General features: G+C 37.1%; 20 protein-coding genes. 5 read left to right on the forward strand and 15 right to left on the reverse strand.

All coding sequences use genetic code 11. The features are described from left to right. Positions 1-222: 222 nt before the first annotated feature. From QL986_RS18370 to rph, 3 genes are all read right to left on the reverse strand, one after another. On the reverse strand, positions 223-354 hold the full coding sequence (locus QL986_RS18370) for a diacylglycerol kinase (protein ID WP_138687202.1): 132 nt from the start codon (positions 352-354) through the stop codon (positions 223-225). Positions 355-460: 106 nt separating this feature from the next. After that, entirely contained in the window at positions 461-1,105 is a 645-nt protein-coding gene (gene pyrE / locus QL986_RS18375; protein ID WP_013466041.1) for an orotate phosphoribosyltransferase, read from the reverse strand. A gap of 14 nt (positions 1,106-1,119) precedes the next feature. Then, positions 1,120-1,833 (reverse strand): ribonuclease PH, encoded by a 714-nt coding sequence (gene rph / locus QL986_RS18380; protein WP_008111261.1) that lies wholly within the window; start codon positions 1,831-1,833, stop codon positions 1,120-1,122. 179 nt (positions 1,834-2,012) lie between these two features. Between rph and QL986_RS18385 the strand changes: the two genes are divergently transcribed. The 5 genes from QL986_RS18385 to QL986_RS18405 all read left to right on the forward strand — a co-directional run bounded on the left by QL986_RS18385 (position 2,013) and on the right by QL986_RS18405 (position 12,104). Beyond that, on the forward strand, positions 2,013-2,873 hold the full coding sequence (locus QL986_RS18385; RefSeq protein WP_024601834.1) for a YicC/YloC family endoribonuclease: 861 nt from the start codon (positions 2,013-2,015) through the stop codon (positions 2,871-2,873). Between the two features lie 204 nt (positions 2,874-3,077). Continuing rightward, positions 3,078-4,337, forward strand: a complete 1,260-nt coding sequence (locus QL986_RS18390) for a site-specific integrase (RefSeq protein ID WP_138764752.1) — start codon at positions 3,078-3,080, stop codon at positions 4,335-4,337. A gap of 310 nt (positions 4,338-4,647) precedes the next feature. Further along, positions 4,648-8,751, forward strand: coding sequence for a hypothetical protein (locus QL986_RS18395; protein ID WP_290191781.1), 4,104 nt, complete (start codon positions 4,648-4,650; stop codon positions 8,749-8,751). Next, on the forward strand, positions 8,744-10,600 hold the full coding sequence (locus tag QL986_RS18400; protein WP_138764750.1) for a hypothetical protein: 1,857 nt from the start codon (positions 8,744-8,746) through the stop codon (positions 10,598-10,600). The genes QL986_RS18395 and QL986_RS18400 overlap by 8 nt, the downstream gene beginning before the upstream one ends. 376 nt (positions 10,601-10,976) lie before the next feature. After that, a complete protein-coding gene (locus tag QL986_RS18405; RefSeq protein WP_290191782.1) occupies positions 10,977-12,104 on the forward strand; it encodes an SEC-C domain-containing protein in 1,128 nt (375 codons plus the stop codon). 161 nt (positions 12,105-12,265) lie between these two features. Here the strand turns inward: QL986_RS18405 and QL986_RS18410 are convergent, their stop codons facing one another. From QL986_RS18410 to QL986_RS18465, 12 genes are all read right to left on the reverse strand, one after another. Continuing rightward, complete coding sequence (locus QL986_RS18410) at positions 12,266-12,793, reverse strand: hypothetical protein (protein ID WP_138764224.1); 528 nt, start codon at positions 12,791-12,793, stop codon at positions 12,266-12,268. Between the two features lie 124 nt (positions 12,794-12,917). Further along, positions 12,918-13,493: a hypothetical protein gene (locus QL986_RS18415; RefSeq protein ID WP_138764223.1), complete on the reverse strand. Its 576-nt coding sequence runs from the start codon at positions 13,491-13,493 to the stop codon at positions 12,918-12,920. A gap of 194 nt (positions 13,494-13,687) precedes the next feature. After that, positions 13,688-16,327, reverse strand: coding sequence for a hypothetical protein (locus QL986_RS18420; protein ID WP_290191783.1), 2,640 nt, complete (start codon positions 16,325-16,327; stop codon positions 13,688-13,690). Positions 16,328-16,412: 85 nt separating this feature from the next. Further along, positions 16,413-16,871, reverse strand: coding sequence for a hypothetical protein (locus QL986_RS18425; RefSeq protein ID WP_290191784.1), 459 nt, complete (start codon positions 16,869-16,871; stop codon positions 16,413-16,415). A 427-nt stretch (positions 16,872-17,298) separates the two neighbouring features. Continuing rightward, positions 17,299-17,862, reverse strand: a complete 564-nt coding sequence (locus QL986_RS18430) for a nuclease-related domain-containing protein (RefSeq protein WP_290191785.1) — start codon at positions 17,860-17,862, stop codon at positions 17,299-17,301. Positions 17,863-17,875: 13 nt separating this feature from the next. Beyond that, the gene (locus QL986_RS18435) at positions 17,876-18,592 is read right to left on the reverse strand and encodes a J domain-containing protein (protein WP_290191786.1); all 717 of its coding nucleotides are present in this window, start codon (positions 18,590-18,592) and stop codon (positions 17,876-17,878) included. Between the two features lie 99 nt (positions 18,593-18,691). Beyond that, positions 18,692-19,144 (reverse strand): hypothetical protein, encoded by a 453-nt coding sequence (locus QL986_RS18440; RefSeq protein ID WP_290191787.1) that lies wholly within the window; start codon positions 19,142-19,144, stop codon positions 18,692-18,694. A 13-nt stretch (positions 19,145-19,157) separates the two neighbouring features. Then, entirely contained in the window at positions 19,158-19,685 is a 528-nt protein-coding gene (locus QL986_RS18445) for a hypothetical protein (protein WP_290191788.1), read from the reverse strand. Between the two features lie 189 nt (positions 19,686-19,874). After that, complete coding sequence (locus tag QL986_RS18450; RefSeq protein WP_290191789.1) at positions 19,875-20,426, reverse strand: hypothetical protein; 552 nt, start codon at positions 20,424-20,426, stop codon at positions 19,875-19,877. 8 nt (positions 20,427-20,434) lie between these two features. Further along, a complete protein-coding gene (locus QL986_RS18455; protein ID WP_290191790.1) occupies positions 20,435-22,795 on the reverse strand; it encodes an AAA family ATPase in 2,361 nt (786 codons plus the stop codon). Between the two features lie 49 nt (positions 22,796-22,844). Further along, positions 22,845-23,885: a hypothetical protein gene (locus QL986_RS18460; RefSeq protein WP_290191791.1), complete on the reverse strand. Its 1,041-nt coding sequence runs from the start codon at positions 23,883-23,885 to the stop codon at positions 22,845-22,847. Between the two features lie 90 nt (positions 23,886-23,975). Further along, entirely contained in the window at positions 23,976-24,500 is a 525-nt protein-coding gene (locus QL986_RS18465; RefSeq protein ID WP_290191792.1) for a hypothetical protein, read from the reverse strand. Positions 24,501-24,683 lie beyond the last annotated feature (183 nt).

A 24,683-nucleotide genomic window follows, 5' to 3' on the forward strand; every position in this document is an offset into this window, starting at 1 on the left:
TAACTCTCTGAGTAGCTCGTGCCTCGCTATGCGTTGCGCTCTGCCGTCTCAGTGGGGTCGCATTATAGGGAGATCCGAAAACAGATCAACCCTTTTTTGAAGAAAACTTGAAATAAATGACTGTTCGCTGGATATTTGAACGATAGATACTAAAAACACAACATAACTATCAATTTATTAACAATAAACGCGGTATTTAAGCGTTTAACTGTGAGGTAGCCCTTAAATGTGTGAAAGAATGATCATCATGATCACCAATAGGAGAGTAACCGCTGCAGATCTTATATCTTTAGCTTGATCCGATGGAACATTAATCTCTGTACTTATACGATCTGCTAATGCTTTTATGGCTATAGTTGGATTTAATCACTCGACTATGAGAATTTACTCGCTTTAACTATTCGTGCGAGTTCTGCTAAATTTTAAACAAAATAAAGCCCCGCTTTTGCGAGGCTCTTACTTATGCTACACCGTATTGATCTCGGTATGCTTTTACTGCCGCTAAATGCTCATCCATGGTTCCTTGATTTTCAAGGTAACTGATTAGATCAGCCAATTTAACAATAGAAGTTACTTGAGTATTAAAGTCACGCTCTACCTCTTGTATAGCTGAAAGCTCAGCTTTACCTTTTTCTTGGCGATCAAGTGCGATTAAAACACCACTTAAATCTGCGCCATTTTCAGCAATAATTTCCATAGATTCGCGAATTGCAGTACCTGCAGTGATCACATCATCAACTAGCATTATCTTACCTTTAAGATCCGAACCTACTAAGCTGCCACCTTCACCGTGTGCTTTTTTCTCTTTACGGTTAAAGCAGTAAGGCACATCTTTGTTGTAATGATCAGCTAACGCAACTGCGGTAGTTGTTGCAATTGGAATACCTTTATAAGCGGGACCAAATAGTACATCATATTCAATTGCTGCATCTTCAAGTGCCGCTGCATAAAAGCGACCTAAGCGAGCAAGGTCACGACCGGTATTAAACAAACCTGCATTAAAAAAGTATGGACTTGTACGGCCAGATTTTAAGGTAAATTCACCAAACTTTAATACCTGCTTTTCTAAAGCAAATTCAATAAACTCTTTTTGATATTCTTTCATCGCTGATTACCTATTTATGCTAGTGCTTGTTTTTGTACATCTATAATTTCACGAATTGAGTGCTTAGCGAGTGTAAGTAGCTCATCAAGTTCGTCAAACGAGAAAGGCTCGCCTTCAGCAGTCCCTTGTACTTCAATAATTTTACCTGTTTCAGTTAAAATTACATTCATGTCGGTTTCAGCGTCAGAGTCTTCAAGGTATTCTAAATCGCTAATCGCTTGGCCTTTATATATACCAACTGAAATAGCCGCGATCATATGCTTAAGTGGATTTGAATTAATCATCCCTTTTGCACGCATGTAAGTAAGTGCATCAACGAGTGCGACACATGCACCACTAATTGATGCTGTACGTGTACCACCATCAGCTTGAATTACATCACAATCAATAGTAATTGTGTTTTCACCGAGTGCTTTTAGATCTATTGCTGCACGTAAAGAGCGAGCAATCAGACGCTGTATTTCCATTGTACGACCGCCTTGTTTACCTCGCGTTGCCTCACGACTGTTACGTGTGTGTGTTGCGCGCGGTAACATGCCATATTCTGCGTTTACCCAACCTTTACCTTGGCCTTTCATAAAGCGTGGCACGCCAGCTTCAACAGTCGCGGTACAAAGTACCTTAGTGTTACCAAACTCTACTAATACTGAGCCTTCAGCATGCAAAGTATAGTTACGTGTAAACGTAACCGGTCTAATTTGATTAGGTGTTCTTTCGCTTGGACGCATTGACGATCCCCTTAATTCTGAATTTGCCACATTATATGTGGATGTGAATACAGATGCCATGTTGATTTAGATTAAAGTGTGTTTAAAAAACACTCAGTAGGTTAAATTTTCTTTAGAGCTTAAGCAGTGTTACGGTATAATCATTACACTATTGTATTTAAAAATGTAGGAAATCATCCATGATCCACAGTATGACAGCTTATGCGCGTCGCGAAATTAAAGGCGAATGGGGCACTGGCACGTGGGAAGTTCGTTCAGTGAACCAACGTTACCTTGAAACATTTATTCGTGCACCAGAGCAATTTCGTGGCATGGAGCCCGTTATTCGCGAGCGTCTGCGTAAGCACTTACAGCGTGGTAAGGTAGAAGTCTTCTTAAAATTTGTCGCAAATCCAGCACATGTTGGTGAATTATCAATTAATCAGTCGCTGGCGGAGCAGTTAATTAATAGTGCTAAGTGGGTACAACAACAAAGCAGTGGTGACATTAACCCTGTGGATATTTTACGTTGGCCTGGGGTTATGGAAGCGCAAGAAATTGATATGGATAGTGTAAATACGGCACTCATTACTGGCCTTGACCAAGTAATTGAAGACTTTAAATCTGCACGTGGTGATGAAGGTGAAAACCTTGAAGAAATGATAGCTACACGATTAACCGCCATTTTAGAACAAGTTAATATCGTTGAAGCACACATGCCAGAAATTACTAAATGGCAACGTGAAAAGTTAGTACAAAAGCTTGAAGATTTAACAACAAATATTGATGAGTCACGCCTTGAACAAGAGCTGATTTACCTTGCACAAAAGCAGGATGTAGCAGAAGAGCTAGATCGTTTAAAGTCGCACGTTAAAGAAACACACAAAATTTTGAGTAAAGGTGGCGCTTGTGGTCGTCGTTTAGATTTTATGATGCAAGAGTTTAACCGTGAAGCAAATACCCTAGCTTCTAAATCAATCAACAGCGACATCACCAATGCTGCAGTTGAGCTAAAAGTACTGATTGAGCAAATGCGTGAGCAGATCCAAAACATAGAATAAGAAGTTTTCTAGTATAAATTAAGCCTAAAATAGCAATTTAACGTGATATTTTAGGCTTTTCCTTCCAAATATTTAAGCAAGCTTATAAAAAACGGTCCAAATTGACAGTCAAGTGGTGACCAAAGTGGTGACTTTTTCGATTTCATTTTGGTGTTTATCTCTTCATCTACTCACCACATTTTTTGATTAAATAAAGGTGAGCTTATGTCAATATTGGAACAACGAAACCGAGTAGATGAACTCGTCAAACTCGGTAACCCCACTTTTGAAAATTTCTATCCAAGCTTATATCTTGATGTTAAATCTCCGGGTAAAGCGAGTTGGATCATCAGGTATCAACTATACGGTAAACGAAGACAGTTTAAGATCGGTTCTTATGGTACTGATCATGAAGAGCTTCTCAACCTTGAAGGAGCCATAAAAGCCGCAATTGAATGTCGTAAAAAGCTCAATGATGGCATTGATCCTAAATTAGATATCGAGCGGCAAAAACAACCCAAGCTCATCACGTTTGATGACTGTGCACAAAAGTTTCTTGAGAAAAAGCGCAATAAGATCAAGACCACTTACATCTATGAACGCGTTTATAACAATGAAATTAAATCACACCTTGGCGCTATACGTATTGATCGTATTCATAGTTACGATATCGATAATGTCATCCAACGAGTATTAGATTCCGGGCGACCCTCTGTCGCCAATCAGGTTCTATTATTTATTAAACGCGTCTTTAAAATTGCTACAAAATATAAACTGATCACTTGTAATATTGCACAAGAGTTTTCACAGTCAGAAGATGCTGGAGGCGCAGACAAAAAGCGTCAACGATTTTTAGAAGAACATGAAATAGAAGATGCATTTTCTATTTTTCGTGAGCATCAACATAAGATCCCGACCGCCTCATATATTGCATTGGTCCTGCTGTTAATTTTAGGGACTCGTAAGATGGAACTGTTATCGGCTAAATGGCAACAAGTTGATTTAAAGCGCCAAACTTTCAAGCTACTGGATACCGCTACGAAGACTCAAGCTTCACTGATTGTGCCCATACCTGATTTAGCTGTATCTCTTTTTCAGGATCTCAAATTACTCAGCGGCAATTCCGAGTACCTATTTCCAAAACGGAAGGCCAGTAAAAAGCCGCATATTGCAAGTGACACCCTTAATGATGCTGTAGCCAGTTTGTTCGGAGTTGCCTATGGCAAAAGAAAACCGGGACCAAATTATATGGCAAATGTAGACGTTGAGCATTTTACTATTCACGACTTGAGACGAACTTTCCGCACTTTATTGTCAAAAATAGGAACAAGGAGAGAGGTAGCTGAGAAGTGTATGAATCATAGCCTTAAAGGTGTTGAACAAACTTATGATTGTTATGGTTTTTTTCCAGAACGTCAGGCTGCTTTGAATAACTTGGCGGAACGATTAATGCCATTGGTAAAATACAAACCATTACTGAGTTAAGCAACATCACTTTCTTAAGCATTAACTTGAACTGTCAGACTCGATTAACAAGACTCAATCAAGTCTGACAGTCGTATATGTGCCGTAGACAGACTTTGGCACTAACCCGTTTTTGCCCCAAAACAATTTAGAAATATGCCGGTAATTTCACAAAAATTCATTGTAATTCAATCTTGTTAAAATATTATGAGAACCATAACATTGGTAGAATATGGTATGGTTTTACTACACAAAATTGAAGATAGTGGTATGTAACCGCAATCAATAAAAGTTGGCCTTAATCAAGCTGTTAAATGTCAGGAAGGGAATTATGAGGAATATTGATTGGAATAGTATATTGCACAAGGTATTGGACTTCCTTTTTTCCTATATCAGACCATCACTCGCTAAGTTTGTCATAGGGCCAATATTAGTCACTGGTTTAGCTCTTCTAAGCCAACCTCTTTGGATTGAGTTGCTGAACTGGGTATTGGCAAGTCAGGATATGTTTCCGCAATGGAAAAAGCCAATAGCTACAGCAAATGCTGCTTGGGGATGGTCACTCATATTATTAAGCGTTGCTATTTACGGTTTTGAAACATTCTTTCAGTACAAAAAACTTGCACTAGAAAGCTCAAAAATTAGCGACGAGTTAGTTGAGGACGTTTCTGATGAAACATCTAAGAAAGTTACCGAGAAGCTTACGGAAGTTGGTTTTACAGCCCCTCATCTCCAAGATGCCAGCATAGAACAACAAATAAGTGAAATAAAAGAGTTTAGGTTTTTTGCAAATTACCCTAAAGAAGAAACTTGTAGGGAATTAGCTGGCAGCATACTAGACGGTGAATTTAAAGGCGCTAGTCCTTTACTAAAAGCCAAAGCGCTTGCACTATTGTCGAGATACATTTGCTTTGAAGAAATAGAGCTTAGCAAATCATACCTTAAAGAGTCTAAAAGGCTTACATGGACTGAAGAGACAGAGATTGCTGAAGCGTGTATAGCAGCCGTTGAAGGAAATGAAGCTGAAGCAATAGACAAATTATTAAATAAGCCAATGCCGTTAAATTATTCAGCAGTTTTTATGCTTAAACAAAGAAAGCAAAAAATTACTGATGCTATTCAATGGTTGTTTGATTCAGGGCTGACAATTCGATCATTAGACACTGATGGCCAACAATCGTTGCTAAATTCTCTTCTTCAAGCTGAACAGTGGGAAAAAGCTCTGGAGCAGGTAGATGAGTTAGGTGACTTAAATCAAATTGAATCTATCGGATTATCTTATGCAGTCGCAATGTCGCTGTTGACTAATTCAGTAAAAGTTCCTGAAATAAGACGTAATATTATCCTAGAAGTGCCGTTTGCCGCAGAGAAATACCCGCTCGCAGACGATGCAAAATCAGTTGAATTGAGACTAAAATCAGCGAAAATGTTTACGTATTGCTCTGCACTCATAGGTTGTGATGTTGGGAAAGATATAGCTGCGTTATCAAACCAATATTCACTCTGGCTCAGATTGAAAACTCCTGAAACTCAAGAAGATGCACAGAGGGAACTGCAATCCTTTTTTTCTGATTTTTCTATTGATTCCCTAAAATATTTGCCATTGGCGTTTTCTTTTGGCTTAGATGTTGACTACGACAAGGTTGAGAAGGAAGTTGATAAGCTATCTATATTGTACGGTGAAACCAAGCGAGATCTAGGATTAGCCAGATTTATTTTGGCCCATAAGCAAAAGGGTTACACTGAAGCATTGGAATATATTCGGACTCACAGAACCCAAATTGAAAAAGGAGTTAACCCCAGCGCAGCAACAATGTTTGAAATTGAAGTTTTAGCTGGTTGTGGGCTTGTTGATGAAGCAGAAGTCTTGTTGGAAAGTGACAACTTAGTGCCTGAAGAACAAAAGCCGCTGCTTAAAAACATCATTGCTACACGTAGAGGCGAAGACCCTATTGCTCTGGCGATAGAGCAATATAAAGAGACCAGAAAAGTAAGTGATCTAGCCCAGCTTGTAACAATGCTCTCAGTTTCAGGAACAAAAGATGAGTTCTTATCGTATGCAAAAGAGCTATTCGAAAAGACTAAAACAGAAGCTGATGCAATAAATCTTGCGAACGCTTACTCAAAAAATGAAAAATTTATAGAATTGGACGAGTTTTTAGAAGGTAACAAGGAAATAGTTGATCGAAGTGAGCCTTTGAAACTTCACAAGGCGTGGTCATTGTTTAGAAGTGGAAATTTGAAAAGTGCTAGAGAGTTAACGGAAGAATTATCTAGAATCGGAAATGAACGGCTAGATGTCGAAACCTTAGACATTCATCTTAATATTTATAGCGGTAATTGGGATGCATTGGCGTCTGTTGTAGAGGCTCGATGGGAGAAAAAGGAAGAGCTAAGCAAAGCTAAGTTACTTCAAACTGCCAGCATAGCGAAAGCACAGTTACCAAATAGAGCCAAAGAAATTTTGGAGTTCGCTACCCAGAAATTTCCTGATGACCCAGAAGTTCTAGCTTCTGCCTATTTCACTGCCACTTTACTTGGTTGGGAAGATAATAAAAGTTCATCTGAGTGGTTAAACAGAGCAGCAGTTTTATCATCAGAAAATGGTGGGCCGATACATACAGGCTCCTTCGAAGATATGAAGGAAATGATGTATGCACAACGTGAGCAAAATGATCATGTATATAAAGCATATTTAAACAATGAGGCACCAATTTTCTTATTAGCTGATCTATTGCACAGAAGTCTTTCTGATTTTTATTTAATACAGCCTTTTGAAAATACAAAAAACAATAGCGTTCATAAGAAAAGTGCAATTGCAGCATTTCACAGCTTAAGAGAAGAAAAATTTATAGACGCAGAATCGATTACGGTGGATGTATCAAGTGTACTTACAATAGGCTACTTGGGACTTCTAGACCCTTTCTTCAAAGTATTTCCTAAAATTGTAATCTCTCATTCTTTGCTCATGTGGCTATATGAAGAAAAGCAAAAAGTGGCTTTCCATCAACCAAGTCAAGTTTCGAAAGCTAAAAACTTTGAAAGCTTGATATTAGATGACTGTATCCAAGTAGCCCCTACCCGCCTTATTGAAGACCCTAAGCTAGCATTGAGCGTTGGTGATGAACTCGCCATGTTGATAGAAACTGCGGTGAACGGGGAAACAGTAGAGCAACAATGTGTAGTTGTAAGCTCTTATCCTGCTTATCATGTAGGTAGCTTTAGGCAGGAGGAGGTTGACCTTTCTCCCCACTATAAAAACTTAGTTTCGTGTGTGACGTTGATTGGGAAGCTTAAAGAACTTTCTTTATTGACTGACACTGAGCATAGCGGTGCGGTTCAGTACTTAAAACAACAGCAACACGGTGAAACTTGGCCAGAGGAGCCTGAACTCTCTGATTCAGCTTCAGTGTATTTAGACTCACTGTCTGTAACCTATCTAATGGCTCTAGGTGTTTTAGATAAGTTTAAGGATACGGGCATCAAATTGTACGTAGATTCAGAGGATCATAGGAGGTATAAGGCTCTGCGAAACTTTGATTCTACTATCCAAAAAGCGGACTCGGTTCTAGATAAGATTAAAGTAGCTTTTCACGCTGGGCTTGAGACTGGCCAAGTTACGTTGTCTGAAATGTTGGATGCATCCGAGCGGAAGGGACATCGTATTGAATCAACGCCAATAAGTGAGCTATTCCACAAAAAGTGTATTACTGGCGGAGTGTTGATTGATGATAGAACGATAAACCAGAACGCAAACATCCAAATAAGAGAGAAGACTGAACCAGTATTTACTACTTTGGATTTATTGGAAACTCTTCATTTAAAAGGGCAAATAAGTGCAGAAGATAAGTATGTTTATAGGGCAAAACTTAGGGAATCAGGGTTTGGTGTTATTTCAGCTAGTTCTGAAGAGGTGCAGTATCATTTGGATAAGTCCAATGTAAAAGATGGTGTTCTTCGTCCGGATAAAGAGCTTTTGTTGGTAAAGCAGCATTTATCTCTCTTAAAAGTAAGCGGCTTGATTAAGTTGCCTAGGGATGCTCATTGGCTAAATAACACTTTGAAACAGCTATCAGATATCCTGAAGAGGCAATGGAATGAAAACATTTCCATCGATGAACGCATAGCTAGGTCCAATTGGCTCTATGACCTGATTGACTTTAGATCTTGGGCACAGTGTCACGATATTAGAAATGAAGATGGCTTAGGTTATTTTGGTGAATCACTTCGAATAAACCTGTTGATAGTCTCGACTGAATTCGATGAGACTGATAGAAAAGTAGAGTACGAAAAGTGGCTAAATGATTATGTATTGCACCCATTAAAAAATGATGACTCAATTAGCTTTAATACTGTTGTGGCTTCATCAAAGAGGTTTATTAAAAATGCGGTAGAAACTGATCTAGGCCAGTTGGAGGATAAGCGCAATGGATAGAAACCATGAGGAAAAGGCATATATCGCAGCGCATTTACTTAGAGTGTATCCCGAACCTATAAGAGCCGAAATTTTAAAAGATACTGATTTTTGTAAAGATATTGATATTGTGTCAGATGCGACCATAACCTTTGGCAGCTCAGCAGCTTCTTTTTCTAGGGCTGTTATCATGGCAAGCGTACGTCAGGCATATGCTTCTAAAACTGGTTCGGCAATAGTTAAATGTGAACAAGATAATAATTGGGAAGTATGTGTAGATTCAGCTTTTTCGATATCGACAAAAATTACAGGAAAAGAAGAGGAATTTAATACAGATCTCTTTTGGGTATTAAACCCTGACAGTGATAAACGGATAGAGTTATTTAAGGAAGAGGCGGAAAAATATAGGTTACCAGTAGCTGATTCGGAAAGGTGGATATCCATTTTACGCGATGAATTAAGTGATGAAGATGCCGCCGAACTTATTGCAGATCTCAGACTTACACCTACTTACCTAGAGCAAGTCTTAGGGCATGAAGGACAAACACGCGTTAACAGAATTGAGACTCTGGTGCCTAGAAGCCTCAAGTACTATGAAAGACTTATTGGCATTTACTTTGACAGTAAAAATATCGTTGAATATTGCGAAAATGAATTGGTTGAGCATTTTCAAGATAAGGACACTAATTATTTAAATTTTATAGCTTGTGCTAACTCCTCGATATCAAGAGCCATTGCTAAAGAAAAGCTGGATGATGATTTGTTCAAGTCACTTATAGAGGATGCTATTAAGTGGCAAAACCCATTTATGTTAATTGGATGCATGGAAGTGGGGCTAGCCGACAAAGCTGGAGCTTTTGAACAAGAAATTAGTGCGGCTTTTGATTGCTTAATTTCACCAGAAACATATGAGCAAATAAAACTCATCAGTGCTCTATTTGTTTTTGTCGATGGAGAGTTATCCCGACTATCCATATTTAAAGAAAAGCCCTCTTTCTACAGGCGTTTTGCAGCTTTTGGTCAAGCTTCTTTAATTGCCAAAGTCGCCGTTGAATATGGCTTCCAGTTTAATGATGTACAGAAGTGGGCGATGGAACAAAGAGGACTTGTTTTTTACTGCCAAACATTTATTGATTTGAGGTGTGAACCAAGGTGGTTACCCGGACACATTTCAGCTCAACAGTTACAAGATGATCTAAATGGAAGGCTGATTGGCGCATTTAATACCTGCGACAACCAAATATTTTCTAACAAATTGCGGCAAATATTGGAGAAGGAAAAGCCTTTGCCTTTGAATGCTTTTTTCTCTGGCCCACTTGAAGGAAATATTGAACCTAACGTTATTCCAGATGATGTCAGGAAAAACTTGGAAGAAAAACTTGGTGGCACAGCTTCTTTAGAGGCTTTTACTGCATTAATAAATTTGACTCAGATTTGTAAAGTTGATTCTAAGTATGCAGAGCTTGCAACATCCTTACTGGAAAGTACACAGCATCAAATTGAAGGTGATGTGAATAAAGATATAATTTATCAATTATTAAATGGTTTGGCGATAGTAGCAGCTAATCTCAGAAGTAAGAAGCTTGCAGGATCAGTAATGATATTGAGTCGTGTCTATAGAGACTTTTTGGACATTAATGACTCTCCTGAGAACATCTTCGGTGTGGGGGTGGTGTCAGCAGCAGCCTTTGATGATAAAGATGAGTGGGCTGAGTTCATTGGGCAATGGGCTTTTGAGATTGTTTGCTTGGATCTAAATGACGGAGTAAAGGGGTCACTTCTCGCGATGCTGACAGAGTTGTGCGTTTTAGAACCATATCTATATTATACATGTTCACGGTCTATAGAGGTTTTGAGAGCTTCTTATTAAATCGTTTCTATCCATAGGCGAGTTGTCTGCTGACTCACCTTTGCCCCTTTATGAGTTAACGTAAATACTCTAAGGTCGCCTTTGAGCGATAACCGGTCATTGAGATTGGCTAAATATAGTAGTTAATTGATTGGTCAAACAGCTCTTTGCGCATATTCATTGAAATGAGTAAACGCGTACTTATATCCTTAGTTTTACTTGTAAATATTAAATAGCATTTGATAGCAATATCTTAGGTAATTTGTTTAAACTGTAGAAAGTAGAAAATGAGCGTGATATCGGCAAAAATATGTCCGATTTACGCACTTTAAAATTGTAAGAGATTTGGTTCAATCATCACATATTTTGCAAGCAGACAGGAAGTGAGTGGGAATACATGAAAATAGGACGAAATGAAAAGTGTTGGTGTAATTCTGGTAAGAAGTTTAAACATTGCCATTATGGTCGTGAAAATGAAGCTCCTATTAGTAAAGGTGAAGCAATTGGGCATACAAAGAAAAACTCATCAAGAAAATTATGTTACGTTTCGCCTGATTTAAAACATGAATGTAGTAAAAAAATTATTAACGCTCATACCATATCGAAAAGCGGTAGCTTGAAAGAAATTGCAGATGAAAGTAACCATGTATTGGGCTTAAAAATAAACTTACCAAATATAATGATAAATAAAGGTAAATTAATCCCAGAGAAAATCGGAATTAATCAAGCTTCGACGTTTAAAGGGTTTTGTTCTAATCATGATAAGACGCTTTTTGCTTGTATAGAGGATAGGGTGTTTGTTGGAGATGAAGATCAATGTTTAGCTCTGATGTACCGTTCAGTTGCAAAAGAGCTGTATGCTAAAGAGGGCATGCTTAATACATCTGAGTTTATTAAAGGTGGTGATAGAGGTAGGCAACCATTAGAGCAAATGTTCCTGCAGAAGTTTGCAGCTGATCAACAGCTGGGTATTAATGCTGCTATCAAGGAGCTTTCCGAGCTAAAGCATCAACTTGATGATCAACTTCTTGGTAACACAACTGGTAGTTTATCTCATCTGATTATCGAATCGTCAGAACCTATGCCTGTGGCTGTTTCATCAATTGTTGCACCAATAAGTGATTTTTCTGGCAACTTTATTCAAGATTTAGGAGATTTAGGAGATTTAAGTGTTGATGCTCAGCAACTGATTTTCAATTCATTTTCTAGTGACGGGAAAGGGTATGTAGTTTTTAGTTGGGTAAAAGAATCAAAAAAGGTTTTAGGCTTCATTAATTCACTATTAGCCATAGATGAAAGTAAAATTTTTAGCGCACTAATTAGGTTCTTTTTCGCAGTAGCAGAAAATACTTTTACTTCACCTTTATGGTGGAAGACGTTAACGAGTGAACAAAAAGATAAAATACAAAAACTTATAATGTCTGGTGTTAACCCAATGGAATTCGAACCAAGCAGCTTGTTAGTTGATGATGGTCTTGAATTTTCTGGGTGGGAAATTGCTGCACTTCATAAAACAAATTTTTAGAAAGTTGTTAAACGTCTGCTTCTGGCACAAAGCCGTCCTTTGGCTCTAACTCATCTTTGTCCAAAAACGATTTTGTCTGATCATCAGCTTCACGACCTAAGCCCACTTTCTCAACAGTGCCAAAAGCAGATTTTGGACATCACAGCCTCTTGTTATGCGTTTTATTCTTTTGGAATCATTTTTAAAGCATCATCTCGGTAATCTTGTACAACACCACCTAAAAATGAACTACTTTGAGTCGCAAAAGAGGTTACATTGCCCAAAGCTTGTTTCTCGATTCGCTTTTTAGCAGCATATGTCGGTTTGACTCGTTTATGAACATCAAACCACCACTTATTACTGTGTTTCTTAATTATCTTATTTTTAATACGATTATATCGTTCTTTGCTATCAAAGCCGTCATACATCACCAAAACACTAGCCCAGATCATTTTTCGATGAATGCTCAGGGGCTTGTAATCGCGAGCAGCTAATTCAGTGCGAACATCAGGGTGAAGTAACAATGTCCCATCTAATACTTTTCTCTCAATCCACTTCGGCTCTGCCAGATCATAGATTTTAGATTTATCATCTTTAGAAAGTGCTTTAGTTATGACACCCCATCTCTCAAGGTCATCTGTAGCAATTAGGTCTTCTATTAATACTGGATACTCTTGTGACAATTTTTCGAGCACCTCATAATAACTCATACTCCAATCCTTAAATGCGTATTACGATTCGTTAAGCGACAAGAAACACTTGGCTAAAATGTTCGAGGAACAAGTGCGAGCCAACTGTTCCACGAACGTTTAAACGACCAGTTATAAAAAGGACTTATTGAGTTAAACCATGATTCAAATAGTCTTGGTTAAAATCAGAAAAGACTTGAAGTGTTCTATTTGTAGGGTGTGGATAAAATACAGGAGTAAGTCCATTATCCTTACAAAACTTCAAAACCTCATTCCCCATAAGTTCAATCGTTTTCTTTTCCTGTTGTTCAGAGATTTTTGCTCTGCGCCAGTGATTGAAATATATCCTATCTTCAAAATTTGAAACCGCTTTACCAACGATTCTAGCGTACTGTATCGGAGTGACTTCTGTGAAATTTACATGAGGTAACTGGTTATCTAGAAATTCGTAGAAATGGATAGGATCAAACACTCCATGATTACGACAAGCGGCTAGCTGTTCAACTGCATCGCGGTGATTGATGTAACCGTTTGCATGATTTCCATTTAAAGAGCAAGTAAAACCCAAGTTATGGTCAACGAATGCAAAAAGAAATTTCTTTTGTGTTCTTGAGTAAGCCGTTTCAATTGCACAATTGTGATATTGAATAGTAAAAAACGCTACATCTACTACTTGAGCAATCATTCTTTGTTCAAAAGCAGAAATATTATTGAAAAGCATATTAAGTCCTTTTAACTGATTTGCTTAATTATAAAGTGGGGTGAATCAACCAGAAATTCAAGCGGCTAAAATGGTTAATCACATAAAGTATATTATGTAGATAAGTTAGTAACAGTCGAGATAAATGTCCGTTCCTCGCTCAAATTAGCCTGTCAGATAAAGTCCTGTCCCCTATATCATTGTAGTTACGCTACTCAGTTTGCAACACAATACTCACAAGCTTCAGATTGTATTCTTACTATTCGCTCATCGAAGTAGTCGTAATACGAAGCTCTGTTCTGAGCAAACTTTAATAATCTCTCTAACTGTTTTGGCTCGCAAGATTTAATTTCTGTGTCTTCGAGTTTAAATTCAGGAAACGATTGCTTATAGAAATAAAGTAAGCCTTGTGCTCTCGCTATTTGGTCATTTGATGTTAGTTTTGTAGCTGCTTTTAATTTCTCTAAGTCTGCATGATTAATATTGAAATAATATGGTCGCTTACCGTTAATAAACTTCGTTTCTTTTTTCTTCACTACTCGGACGCCAAACCCTTTCTCTAATAGTGCTTTTATTGTGCTTGCAGGCTGAGGTTTTGATATTTTTGTGTAATTAAATACCACTTCAAAATATTTCTCTACTGGCTCTAAAATACCATTAAGAACCAATTTTTCTTCAGCTAACCAATTAACAAAACTCACTGCGTCATGGCTGGTCCACTCTGGTGTGTCAGATTCGAGTAATCCTGTTATCTTCGCCAGTTTTCCTAACACCAACTTTTTGTAAGCCAGCTCTATTTCTTTAAATTCTATATTGCTTTTTATCAGCTCAATATTAGAGATATGCTGGCGCCCTTGACCAAAGCTGTCAAACGCTAATGCTTCTTCAATAAGCATCGGATGACTATGAAGTTGGTAGTGATTTATAAGCTCATAAGTGTAGATTAGCTGCTCTTGTTCTTCCGTATTCCAATGAGAATTAGATAACAGCTTCAAGTACTTATGTTCAGAAACAGGTTCTTCCAAGTTAATTAAAAGATATTGTTCAGATAACGCTGCTTCAGCATTTGATAGCCTTTTTTTTGCAAGCTCTTTATGTTCCTCAAAGTTACTTCCATAAGTAATTTCACAGCCCAAATGCTCTAACATTAAAAGTGTGTTGGCACAGTAATTTTTAGTCATAAGTCTTTGCTGACGAACTCGCTGAACAATAACGTCAACGTACAAAATATTTTGAAGTTCTTCCTTTTCAGCTGAGCTATTCCTATAGAGTTCCTCTTTGATTAGTTCATTTTTTATTGCTTGATGACTAACGGAAAAATCTACTGGAATATTTGGTTTGTAAAACGAGAGATTAACCTTGTAATTTAACCGAAAACGACCAGTGGATTGAATTATCTGCGTCGGCAATATTGTCTTGTTTGAAAATATATTGACTGAATCCATTTCGACTTGCTCAAAGCTGTGCCCTGAAGTAATTGACGGACTAAATTGATGGACTTTCTTTTCAATCAATTCTTTATCAATATTTCTTAAATACTCTTGTCCTGACTTTGAACGAAGAAACTTTGCATTTGCGCAATAACCTAAGTTGTTTTCACCTTCCGTTATTGCCTCAAATACCGATTTAAACTTATTGAACTTTTGTTGACTGGCATCATTGAAAATAGCTATCGATTCACCAGACTTTCTTGCTTCAATCAGGTTAAATAAGTGCTGCTTATCATCCAAAACATGAATCTTTTTAGCTGGGTATTTGGGTGCAGCGGAGTTGCTGAGGATGTGAATTTTTCTATTTGTCAGTTTTTGTAATTGCTGAATACTCAGATCGCAAAACAACGCATCTGCTAGGATCACTTTTGGCTTATTTAGTAATTTTACGAATTTCGCTAATGCTTGATATCGGCTAGTTAGGGTTTGCCCCATCCTTGCACTTTGAGTGAAGGAATTAATACACTCTTCATATTCGTCCACTATGGTAATTTGGCTAGACTCTCTAAAGCCATCGAACTGCCTTTTAGCTGAGATTGAATCAATGCAGGTCGCTAGACCCGGTAATGAATCTACGTCTCTTTTGGCTTTGTCAGATCTGTAGTTTCTATCGTCATCAATAATCTTCTTAGTTAGTGCTACAAATGGGGTTACGAATATTGGCTTTAACCCGGAATCACTAAAATATTCAAATAATTGGAGCAAATGTTTAGTTTTACCACTGCCAATTTTATCGTTGAGAACGAAAAGGCCATCGTTTTCTAATACATATTCAATTAGGTGCTTTTCAAAATCCAAGTTGGTATAAATTAATGAACTGTTAGGGCTTATTGAGATAAAGCTTTTAGCCTGCTCTCTCCTCTTATCAAATGCGGCCTGTAAGCAATTTAAGGTATTAGCTTTCTTATTTAATCTCTGCCCCATTTCTCTGTGAGAAATGTAATTGTCTACTTGGAATATGCTTTCCACTGATTTGATAGCTTGTTGCTCGCTATAATAAAGTGGAGATTCTAACAACATCGTATTGATCAGTTTGCTTTGAACAGCCTTAAAGAACACAAAATCTTTTGCCTGTTTAATCAATTCAATCGTAATTTGGCGATCATTTAGATGAGTATTGTCATCGTTAAATCTATAACGTCTTTGGTTAACAACTAAGTGAACACCACATTTGAATGCTGTATTTGCGGCAGCATTAATGACTCTGTTGTTGTCATTCAATACATGCAGGGTGGCATGTTTATGGCGCTTAATAAACCGTTTTAAGTCTGCCAACTCATCGAGTCTAAATTGCTCGACTTGAAGTTGTTCAGAGTTTGAAGTTTTATAAGTGACTTCAAAAACACACTCAAGATTTGAGATCATGGTCTTGCCTTAATTTTACTTATTGAATTAAGGCTGCGCAGGTTTACCTGCTTTTTTATTAATTATTAAGTCAGCCAGCTCTTTTTTATGCTGCTTGTTTTAGCACTTTAACGCTTTCTGTTACTTCATTTAGTTTACCGATTGCGGTTGCTGATAATTCGTAACCTGCAAGTTCTGATAGCATAGGTTGTATGTCATAAATAAAAGTATGTAAATCTTCTAAATTTGCGACTTTGTATGCCTTATCCATATTTCCACAGAAAAGCTCCGTAGCTCTAACTCCACTTATCTTTCCTGTAGAGAGTGAAACAGAAATGATTTTATTATTTGAGCCTTTGGTATTTAGGTACAAAGAAATGTCACTATTTTTACCAACAATCATTTCTTTAAGCTCATACTTCCCTTGCATCAATTTCAATACCCCCATCTTCAGCATGCTTGATTTGATGAAGTTTGCGATCTTTGTTGCCTCTTTTGTTAATGAGCTTATCGCCTCCTCTGATTTTTGGATTTGTTCTAATATTTTATGCATATCTTTTTTCATTTAAATTTACCTTTTTAAGTTAATAGAATTTGCTTAACGCATTTACAAAGTACATGAATTCCAAAGACTAAATCAATACAAAAAAACTAATAAAACCACTTTATTTTAATGTTTTTTACTTTATTAATTTCAGTCACTTAACGAGTTAACGAACGTTAATTTTTGGATGGATATATTAGATTTTATGTATATTTTTAAGGTCGACTCCAATAGAAATATAAAGAAGAAGATAGATTTTTTGCAAAAAGTGAGATGGGGAATTACTGCAATACTGATTCCTATCAAGAGAGTGGTAAACATTTTTATCATTTGTATTTCTCCATTTTGAATTGAGCTAAATGTGCTCAAGTTTAAATTGGAGATACTGCCGAATAAAAAAATGATTTTGTTTATCAGAAACTCTTAGTCGAAATGTCTGCCTTGAAAACTAGGCCGCGTGGGGCTGCGTATGCTCGACTAAACAAGACTTAATTTGGTTAAATTCTTTCAGTGAGAAATTAAACGTCATGTCTTTTCTCGCGTTATCTTTTAACCAGTTGGGCAACATATGCTTCAATATGATGTCTGTTTGAGGAGCTAGTTTACTCTTGGCTCTTAGCACCTTGGCATTTTCATTGGTGAATACGACCAAAGATCTAATGGGCCAATTATTTAGCCTTTCTCGTTCAAGTGTCTGCATGAGTAATCCTGATGTGCGTAGAGCCTGCATAGATGCATTGTTGAACTCGTTAACATAATACTTATCGGCAGTATTGATTTCTTGCTGCCACTTTTTGCTCGAAGTGGCTTTAACCGTACCTTTCCAGTTTTTAACTTCAATGTTAACCAGTCCAATTGATGGCACTAGCACTAAAAAATCTACTTGGAAACTTTGTCCATCTAACTTTAAGTTGTTAGATCGAATGAACCCGCTAATCACAGAGCCATTTAGCTCTCGCAATATTGCTCTGACGCTTTCCTCTCCAACATTACCTGCATGTTCTGTAGTCATAATATCGTTCTCCTTAACGGTTTTTCTTTGTCATATAAAAAGACCATTTAGCTAACTTATAAAAGCTAAAGATGACTACAGCACCGATAAAGTATTCAGGGATCGAGTTAACCTGTTTCGCAAATGCCGTTACTACAAATGACATGAAGAAAATGCTAATGAACGCAAGTGAAAGCAATAACCAAATCAACCTAACAACGACGTTTTTCGTATCCGGCGTACTAATACGCTTCATTGAAAATTGTTGCTTATCATGTTGGAGGTTTCTTAATTTAGCTTCATAAGCTTGCTCCAAGTTTGCCATTTTTACAGCTCTATCGTGGTAAAAGCTTTTTTCTAAATTCTCCTTCTCATATTGAGCTTGACGATTTAACTCCTCAGCTTGTTTTCTTAAATTTTCAGCTTCTTCTCTCGCTTGCTTTGCTCGTTTAGCATCAGTTTCAGCTTTGCGTTTAGCTTCCTGCGCTTCAGCTCTTTCTTTTGCCAAAAACTCTGAACCAGAGTTTTTAACAACCCTATTGCTATCATAAAGAGCTTTTTTACTTGGATTACACAGAACATCTCTTGCTTCATTTATCAAAGCACTGCGCTTCGTTGCTTCATCTTTATTATCAGGATTTTTATCAGGATGATACTCTATTAACATAGCCTTATGGGCCGAATTAATTAGCTTTAAAGGTGCATCGGGTCTGATACCTAAAATTTGATAGTAATCTAAAGACATGTTCATAGTGCTTTCCTCTTGTTAGTTAATGAAAGCACTTTTACATAGAAATAATTGACTTTACTTATAATGAGTAAAGTTTCTTATATATGTCTGAACATAACTTTAAATGGCGGCCCAAAATGAACCTAGACTAAAAACTATGGCTGCTAAAGAAATGCCTGCTGATATTATTTTAATCGAACCAACATATACCTTAGCAAAGGCTGGAAACTTATAAAAGGCGCCTGCAAAAGCCATGCTTCCGATAAGAGAAAACACAAATGCTATAGGCTTAGATTGACCAACACCATCATAAGATAAAATGCCAATTACCAAAGCTACCAACATCAGATGAATTATACCTGTCTGCTCGGCTGAAAAATCGGTCATAAATTGATAAAACACAGCCGCACTCGAAAGGATCAAGAAGCCCCCAATTAACACACTCAAAAGAGCAAAGAAAAATGAAAAGTTTAATATTGCGTGTAAAGCTAAAAAGTGACCTATCGCCCACATGGCAGGAATAGCTAAAATTCGTGCTAATAAATCGCTGCCATTTAATCCTGAACTTTGCATAATGCCCCCTTAATTATTGAACAGTATTAGGAGCTGGAGAAACTATCGAAGACAAACAGCTGGCTTTTTGCAATTTATAAAACAGCTGCTTGATGTGTTTGGACTCTTCAAACACCTTCTCATCCGGAAATAAACCCAACTCATCTGATTTCCCTAAGTAAAAGAGGTTGTATTCTGGCTGTTCTGGCCTAAAGTATTTAAAATACTTTTTTGCTTGTTCAGTCGTTTCTTCCTTTATACCTTCTAGCAACTCGATTACTTTAAAACAACCACCTGAAACTTGAAATACTTTGCCGCTTGAAATTGGCTTACCAGTCTTAATTTGTTCCAGCACTAAATCTGTAACTTCAATAACATCTTCATAAAAGCAATCAGCAAACATAATTTCAGGATAACCAAAGTTTGATAAGCCAATAGTGTAACAATAAGCTGCATGCTCTTCTGATTCAGATTTTTCTGAGACTACACTCATAATGGTGTAATCAAACTTTTTAACTTTTTCTCTAAGACATTTGTAATAAGCTTTATTCATTTCAGTCATAACGAACTCCATCAAAATAATATGATGAAGCTTAAATGTTATTTATAGCGCTTTAGTTATAATGAATAAATTGGGCGTAAAAGTTTAACTATCTTAACATCGCATATGTCTCAGTTTTCTATTTAAATATAGAAAAAATACAAAACTGGGACATAGTTCCTTCCGCACCGCGGCGGACTCAATATTTAGTTAATGACCACTTATAAGCTTATATGCTGAAACAAACCGTAAAGCATCGGGTAACGCTCTATGTATGGTTTCAACAGAGATATCTTCGTAAGCTGATTTATAGCTACTCGTTTTTTCCTTACCTATAAAATCAAAGAAAGCGCTTATATCCGTAAGGAAAAACTCAACGCCTACATCTGCCACTTTGAACAGTTTAGCTAGCCAAACGCCATCGTATGCAAGGTCATTGCAAAAAATAAGCTTCCCTTTTAGTGCACTATTAAGTTCAACAGCTACAGCTTTTGCACTTCTTCCATGTTTTAACAAGGCATGCTGCGTTATCTTGTGGATATTCCTTTCTGAATTGCTATCCCATTCGCCAGAATCCAGCCAATCATGAGCTGGTTTGATTAAGGCGGAGGCTGTCTCATCATTTGAAGTAGCATATGCCACTTCAATTGGGTACGAATTAAAACCAAGCCCTGACGCTTCTATATCCAAAAATACAAACTCATCTAATTGGCTATTCTGGCTTGAAAGGTTAATGTAAATACTAGGATCAAATATCTTCATAACCACTCCTAATGAATAAAACCAATTGATGAACCTTTCGCTGAACTATCTTTTCTAGATGGCACATCAGCTAACTCTAACGTTATAAGCCCATCTTCTCTTTCAGCTTTTATAAATGCCTTTTTTATTGCAGCAATCAGCAGTGATTTAGCCTCTCTAGGCACTTTTGTACTTAGTAACTCTAAAACGGGTTTGTCCAGCACATTACCAAAGAACCTAGCCAGCCTTTTCTCCTTTAGATAACTTTTATAAATATTTTGACAAATACTTCCCATTTCTTCTTTTGAGGGAGCATCTATTTCAAAATTGGTTAGGCGAGACTTAAGAGCTTCATCCATGTCTGCATAGTTGTTCGTTGTTGATATAAAGATGACACCCGAACAATTAATGTCTATATCCAAGAACCTATCCCGGACTGAGCGCTTTTGATCAATATCTAGAATCGATAGCAAAGAGGGCACAATGGGATAACTTGGGTCATTTTTAGCTCTGTCCACTTCATCAAGAAGGATACAAGGCTGAAATGTTGTTCCTTTGAGTAACAGTGATCTTGATACTTCACCCACATTCGCCCCTTTAAATTGAGATGAGCCACCTAAAAGATCATGAGCAGCAGCCATCGACACTAAGGATATATCAAAAAACTCAAAGCCTAGCCGCTTACACAAGGTTCTCACATACTCTGTCTTACCAATACCGGGCACGCCCCCCAAATTAATTGGCGCAATATCAATTGGGCTATCTGTTAGATAAGAAATCTTCAAACTTATTTGTATCTCCTCTGTCACCTCTGCAAAGTTAGGAAAATCGACGTACATTTGTTCAATTGCATTAAGCATATCCTCTGAAGCGTATAAAACTTTTTTTCGTTCTCCTTTTTCGAGAACCTGCCTAACAACTTCTGCACCATGCTCTCCAGTTGCATCTCGCGTTAAATAAACCTCTTCGAGTGCACCTTTGTCGAATACAGGGATAGTATCTTCTCTTTCATTTACATAGTCGGCATTGCAATGAGGCTTAACCGTTTTTACATTATCCGACAGCGCTTCGCTGTTCACATTGTCTAGACTGTCTAAATAGCTAATAATTTGCTTTTGAGCATTAAGAGAATCTTGTTCATCTATGAACCCATCAACCTCTTCAAAACTAATTTTATGTGCCTTTTTAAGTGAGGGGATAATTTTATAAATCTTTTCTAAAGCAGCATCTTTTCTGGCGAAGAAACAAGCTCTTTCAATATCTTCCGCCCGTGTCACACGGAGCATTTTTCTAATACTGTCATCATTATATTTTAGTAACGCTTTAAACGTATATGGGCAATTACGCTCTTCAGCGTCGCCACGCTCTTTACTACGAAGCTCTTTTTCTTTTCTATCAACAGCGTTACACAAACTAATTAGTGGACGGTAAGCGCGTAAAAACATGCTTTCTTCAATAGTACTTCCCAACTCATCTATTTCTTTCGCAGACTTATTTGCCCATTTTACTTTGTATGTTTGAGCGATTTTGTTTTCTTGCTTTTTAATTTCGACATTCAGAGACTTTGCAATATCTGCCGATACTGGCCCAAGCACTTTCTCTTGCTGCTCGTCACTTAAAGGCAATAACACTTTGGCTAAACGAACAGGAGAAAAAGAGCTAAAAGTTTGAGCCAATGCCTCGTCATCTGAGTTATGGATCAGGTTAGATAGCTTATGCAAAACAATTGATTTGTGGCTTCTTTCGACATCGTTTTTACCAATGTAAAACGGCTGACGGTAATAAAGATCTAGTCTGTCGATTAACTCGTTTAAAGCAGCTAATGAGTCGTTGGGATTTGCTGAAAGCTTGTATTCTGTTAGCTTTTGGCGAAACTTGTTATTGTATTTACAGATATAGTCTAGAAATTTTTCTCCAGTCCTACTCTCATCAATAAAGGCCATCATTTTTAATAAATTTGCCTCTGGCGTATTGTTTAACGCGCCAAATACAAATTCTTCACCATACTCAGTAATCTTGTATAGCTGTTCAAAGTGCTCCAAATATTTCGTTCTAACCTGAATATCGCCCTTAGATAAAAGTACATTTCGAACTTGGCGACACTTTCTTAAGATTTTATTCTGAGCCAATATCGATTCTTGTTCTGAGCAATGGACCGTCTCAAGCGGAGGGATTTCATAAAGATAGTCAGCAGCCAAACCACCTAAATTAGAAATTAGGTTTATAATTTCTTGAGTATTTGTGTACTTAATGGCTCGCGCGACTTGAACAGACGGTATCCATTCATCAAAGACTTTGCTCAATGCGACAATTGAATGCTCGTTTAATTCATCAAAATGCTTTGCATCTGTAGAAACTGAAAATTGCTTTTTGCGGTTTGTAGATTGCATAAAAAACTCCTCGGATTGAGGAGTTATTTAAACAACTATAAATTTGATTTTAGTTATCACGACTAATTATTTTTTCTGCTAGTTGAAAATTCACATCTTTTTTTATGAAGCTCTCTATGGACTCTAGATCTTTTTCGAGGTCAGAGTAAAAGTACCTAGATTTTCTGAAAAAACGCCATACCATTTTCACTATCGAGTCGGCATATTTTGCAGATAGCTGACTGTCCATGACTAGAGATAATATTTCCCAAGCCTCTAAAGCTCTGCGTTCGTTAACCACTTTACGAGCTAGTCCTGTCTGGTCTTCAAATACAAATGCAGCCAGTTCTTCTCCTGAGTACTCTAGAGCCTCTACATCATGAAACTTTTGTGGAAAATAATCAGATGCATATATGGGTCGGGTATCCTCAGCTTCGTAATATTTTTGAGTTGCTATTGAAATCATAGATTGGGTATCGTGTGCTTCATCCAAACTATCTTTTAATAAATTTACAAATGTACTGCCCAAATCACTAATGGCGAATACTTGCCTTATTGAAGGCTCAAGAAACAAATCGTTAATAGTTAACTCAATCAGGTCAAACATTAGCAATTGAATCGATAATGAATGATTGAAACAATTCTTAAGATCTATGCTGTTTGCCTCTGAATATGGACGACCAAAAGAAATCCCTATTGTCTCAATCTCAAAACCGATCTCTTCTATCGATATATTTAGTTCACTCCTTTGATTATTCCACAATAATTGGATTAGCTTCTTAAGTTCAGAACTAGAAAACCCATAGTTACCTATAGTTTTAAGAGTGTTTAAAATTCGTAAATTGGGGTTATAAAACTTTTCAATAACTTGATACGGTGCTGATTCCAAAAATTCTTCTGTTAGTAATAAAATAAATAGGTCACAGCTTTTATAGCTTACCAAGAGTTTTCTATTCGACTTTATCTCTTTACTTCGCTTAAATTCTCCTGAGATTTCTCCATCCTCAATTTCTGCAATAATCGTTAATTTGTTAACGTCAAGCTGAGGAATAGACTTAACTCTATCAATATCCACATGTGGTAAGTCATTTATCGGCAAACCCATTTCCATTTCCATTTCCATTTAATGTTTAATTCAAACTGTCTTTTCGAGCTTTAATTTCAAATACTGTAAATACTAAAAAGCAATCACACCGGAAGCCTATGCTAGGGAGACGACTTCCTTATTAAGTGCTTTACAGTTTTGAATTACATCATATTTAGGACAAACCAATACATCGTTTTCAATTGTTCGTAAGTCTTCTTTTAACACTTGAATCTCGCTGCTAGATTTAAACTTTTCAAGCACCTCCAATATATCTCCCATATAATTATCAGATAAACCACTATCAAAAATTAACGCTATTAATTCATGATCTTTCAATTGTTTTCCCATTAAGATGATTTTTGTAATAGCATTTTTTGTTACAGAGTCTTTACCCCCACAAAAGAAAATTTTGATGTATTTCTCACAATCAAACTTTTCCAGTTCACTATCAGGTGGAAGGTCAATAAACTCCGCCATGCATTCTTCTCTATATTTAAATAGACTGATAGCCTGTTCGACTCCGCTAGAGCGCTCACAACAAAACCTTAAAACATTTAATATGCTTGTTGGAATTGAGCTTAATTTTATAATGGGTTGCACAATCTGGAGCATGCCAATTTGTTCAAATACTTTAGACAAATCTTTTGCAAGAGTATTAATTACTGAACAATAAGAACACTCTCCCAATTCTAATTTTGAATCGCCCCGAGTTCATCGGAGACCAGTTTGTTTAAGTCAGGCCACTTTACCTGACTCGTTTAAATTATCATAGTAGTCTGTTTCATATTGAGCTGGTGAAATATACCCAATTGAAGATAATAA

The sequence above is a fragment of the Pseudoalteromonas sp. APC 3250 genome, assembly GCF_030407915.1.
GTDB lineage: Bacteria > Pseudomonadota > Gammaproteobacteria > Enterobacterales > Alteromonadaceae > Pseudoalteromonas > Pseudoalteromonas tetraodonis.

Excerpts from the sequence above, each read along its gene's own strand:
- QL986_RS18400 (WP_138764750.1), top strand. The coding sequence starts at position 8,744 with ATGGATAGAAACCATGAGGAAAAGGCATATATCGCAGCGCATTTACTT.
- QL986_RS18395 (WP_290191781.1), top strand. The coding sequence starts at position 4,648 with ATGAGGAATATTGATTGGAATAGTATATTGCACAAGGTATTGGACTTC.
- QL986_RS18455 (WP_290191790.1), bottom strand. The coding sequence starts at position 22,795 with ATGCAATCTACAAACCGCAAAAAGCAATTTTCAGTTTCTACAGATGCA.
- QL986_RS18405 (WP_290191782.1), top strand. The coding sequence starts at position 10,977 with ATGAAAATAGGACGAAATGAAAAGTGTTGGTGTAATTCTGGTAAGAAG.
- QL986_RS18440 (WP_290191787.1), bottom strand. The coding sequence starts at position 19,144 with ATGCAAAGTTCAGGATTAAATGGCAGCGATTTATTAGCACGAATTTTA.
- pyrE (WP_013466041.1), bottom strand. The coding sequence starts at position 1,105 with ATGAAAGAATATCAAAAAGAGTTTATTGAATTTGCTTTAGAAAAGCAG.
- QL986_RS18390 (WP_138764752.1), top strand. The coding sequence starts at position 3,078 with ATGTCAATATTGGAACAACGAAACCGAGTAGATGAACTCGTCAAACTC.
- QL986_RS18410 (WP_138764224.1), bottom strand. The coding sequence starts at position 12,793 with ATGAGTTATTATGAGGTGCTCGAAAAATTGTCACAAGAGTATCCAGTA.
- QL986_RS18430 (WP_290191785.1), bottom strand. The coding sequence starts at position 17,862 with ATGACTACAGAACATGCAGGTAATGTTGGAGAGGAAAGCGTCAGAGCA.
- QL986_RS18385 (WP_024601834.1), top strand. The coding sequence starts at position 2,013 with ATGATCCACAGTATGACAGCTTATGCGCGTCGCGAAATTAAAGGCGAA.
- QL986_RS18415 (WP_138764223.1), bottom strand. The coding sequence starts at position 13,493 with ATGCTTTTCAATAATATTTCTGCTTTTGAACAAAGAATGATTGCTCAA.
- QL986_RS18425 (WP_290191784.1), bottom strand. The coding sequence starts at position 16,871 with ATGAAAAAAGATATGCATAAAATATTAGAACAAATCCAAAAATCAGAG.
- rph (WP_008111261.1), bottom strand. The coding sequence starts at position 1,833 with ATGCGTCCAAGCGAAAGAACACCTAATCAAATTAGACCGGTTACGTTT.
- QL986_RS18445 (WP_290191788.1), bottom strand. The coding sequence starts at position 19,685 with ATGACTGAAATGAATAAAGCTTATTACAAATGTCTTAGAGAAAAAGTT.
- QL986_RS18450 (WP_290191789.1), bottom strand. The coding sequence starts at position 20,426 with ATGAAGATATTTGATCCTAGTATTTACATTAACCTTTCAAGCCAGAAT.
- QL986_RS18435 (WP_290191786.1), bottom strand. The coding sequence starts at position 18,592 with ATGAACATGTCTTTAGATTACTATCAAATTTTAGGTATCAGACCCGAT.
- QL986_RS18460 (WP_290191791.1), bottom strand. The coding sequence starts at position 23,885 with ATGGAAATGGGTTTGCCGATAAATGACTTACCACATGTGGATATTGAT.
- QL986_RS18420 (WP_290191783.1), bottom strand. The coding sequence starts at position 16,327 with ATGATCTCAAATCTTGAGTGTGTTTTTGAAGTCACTTATAAAACTTCA.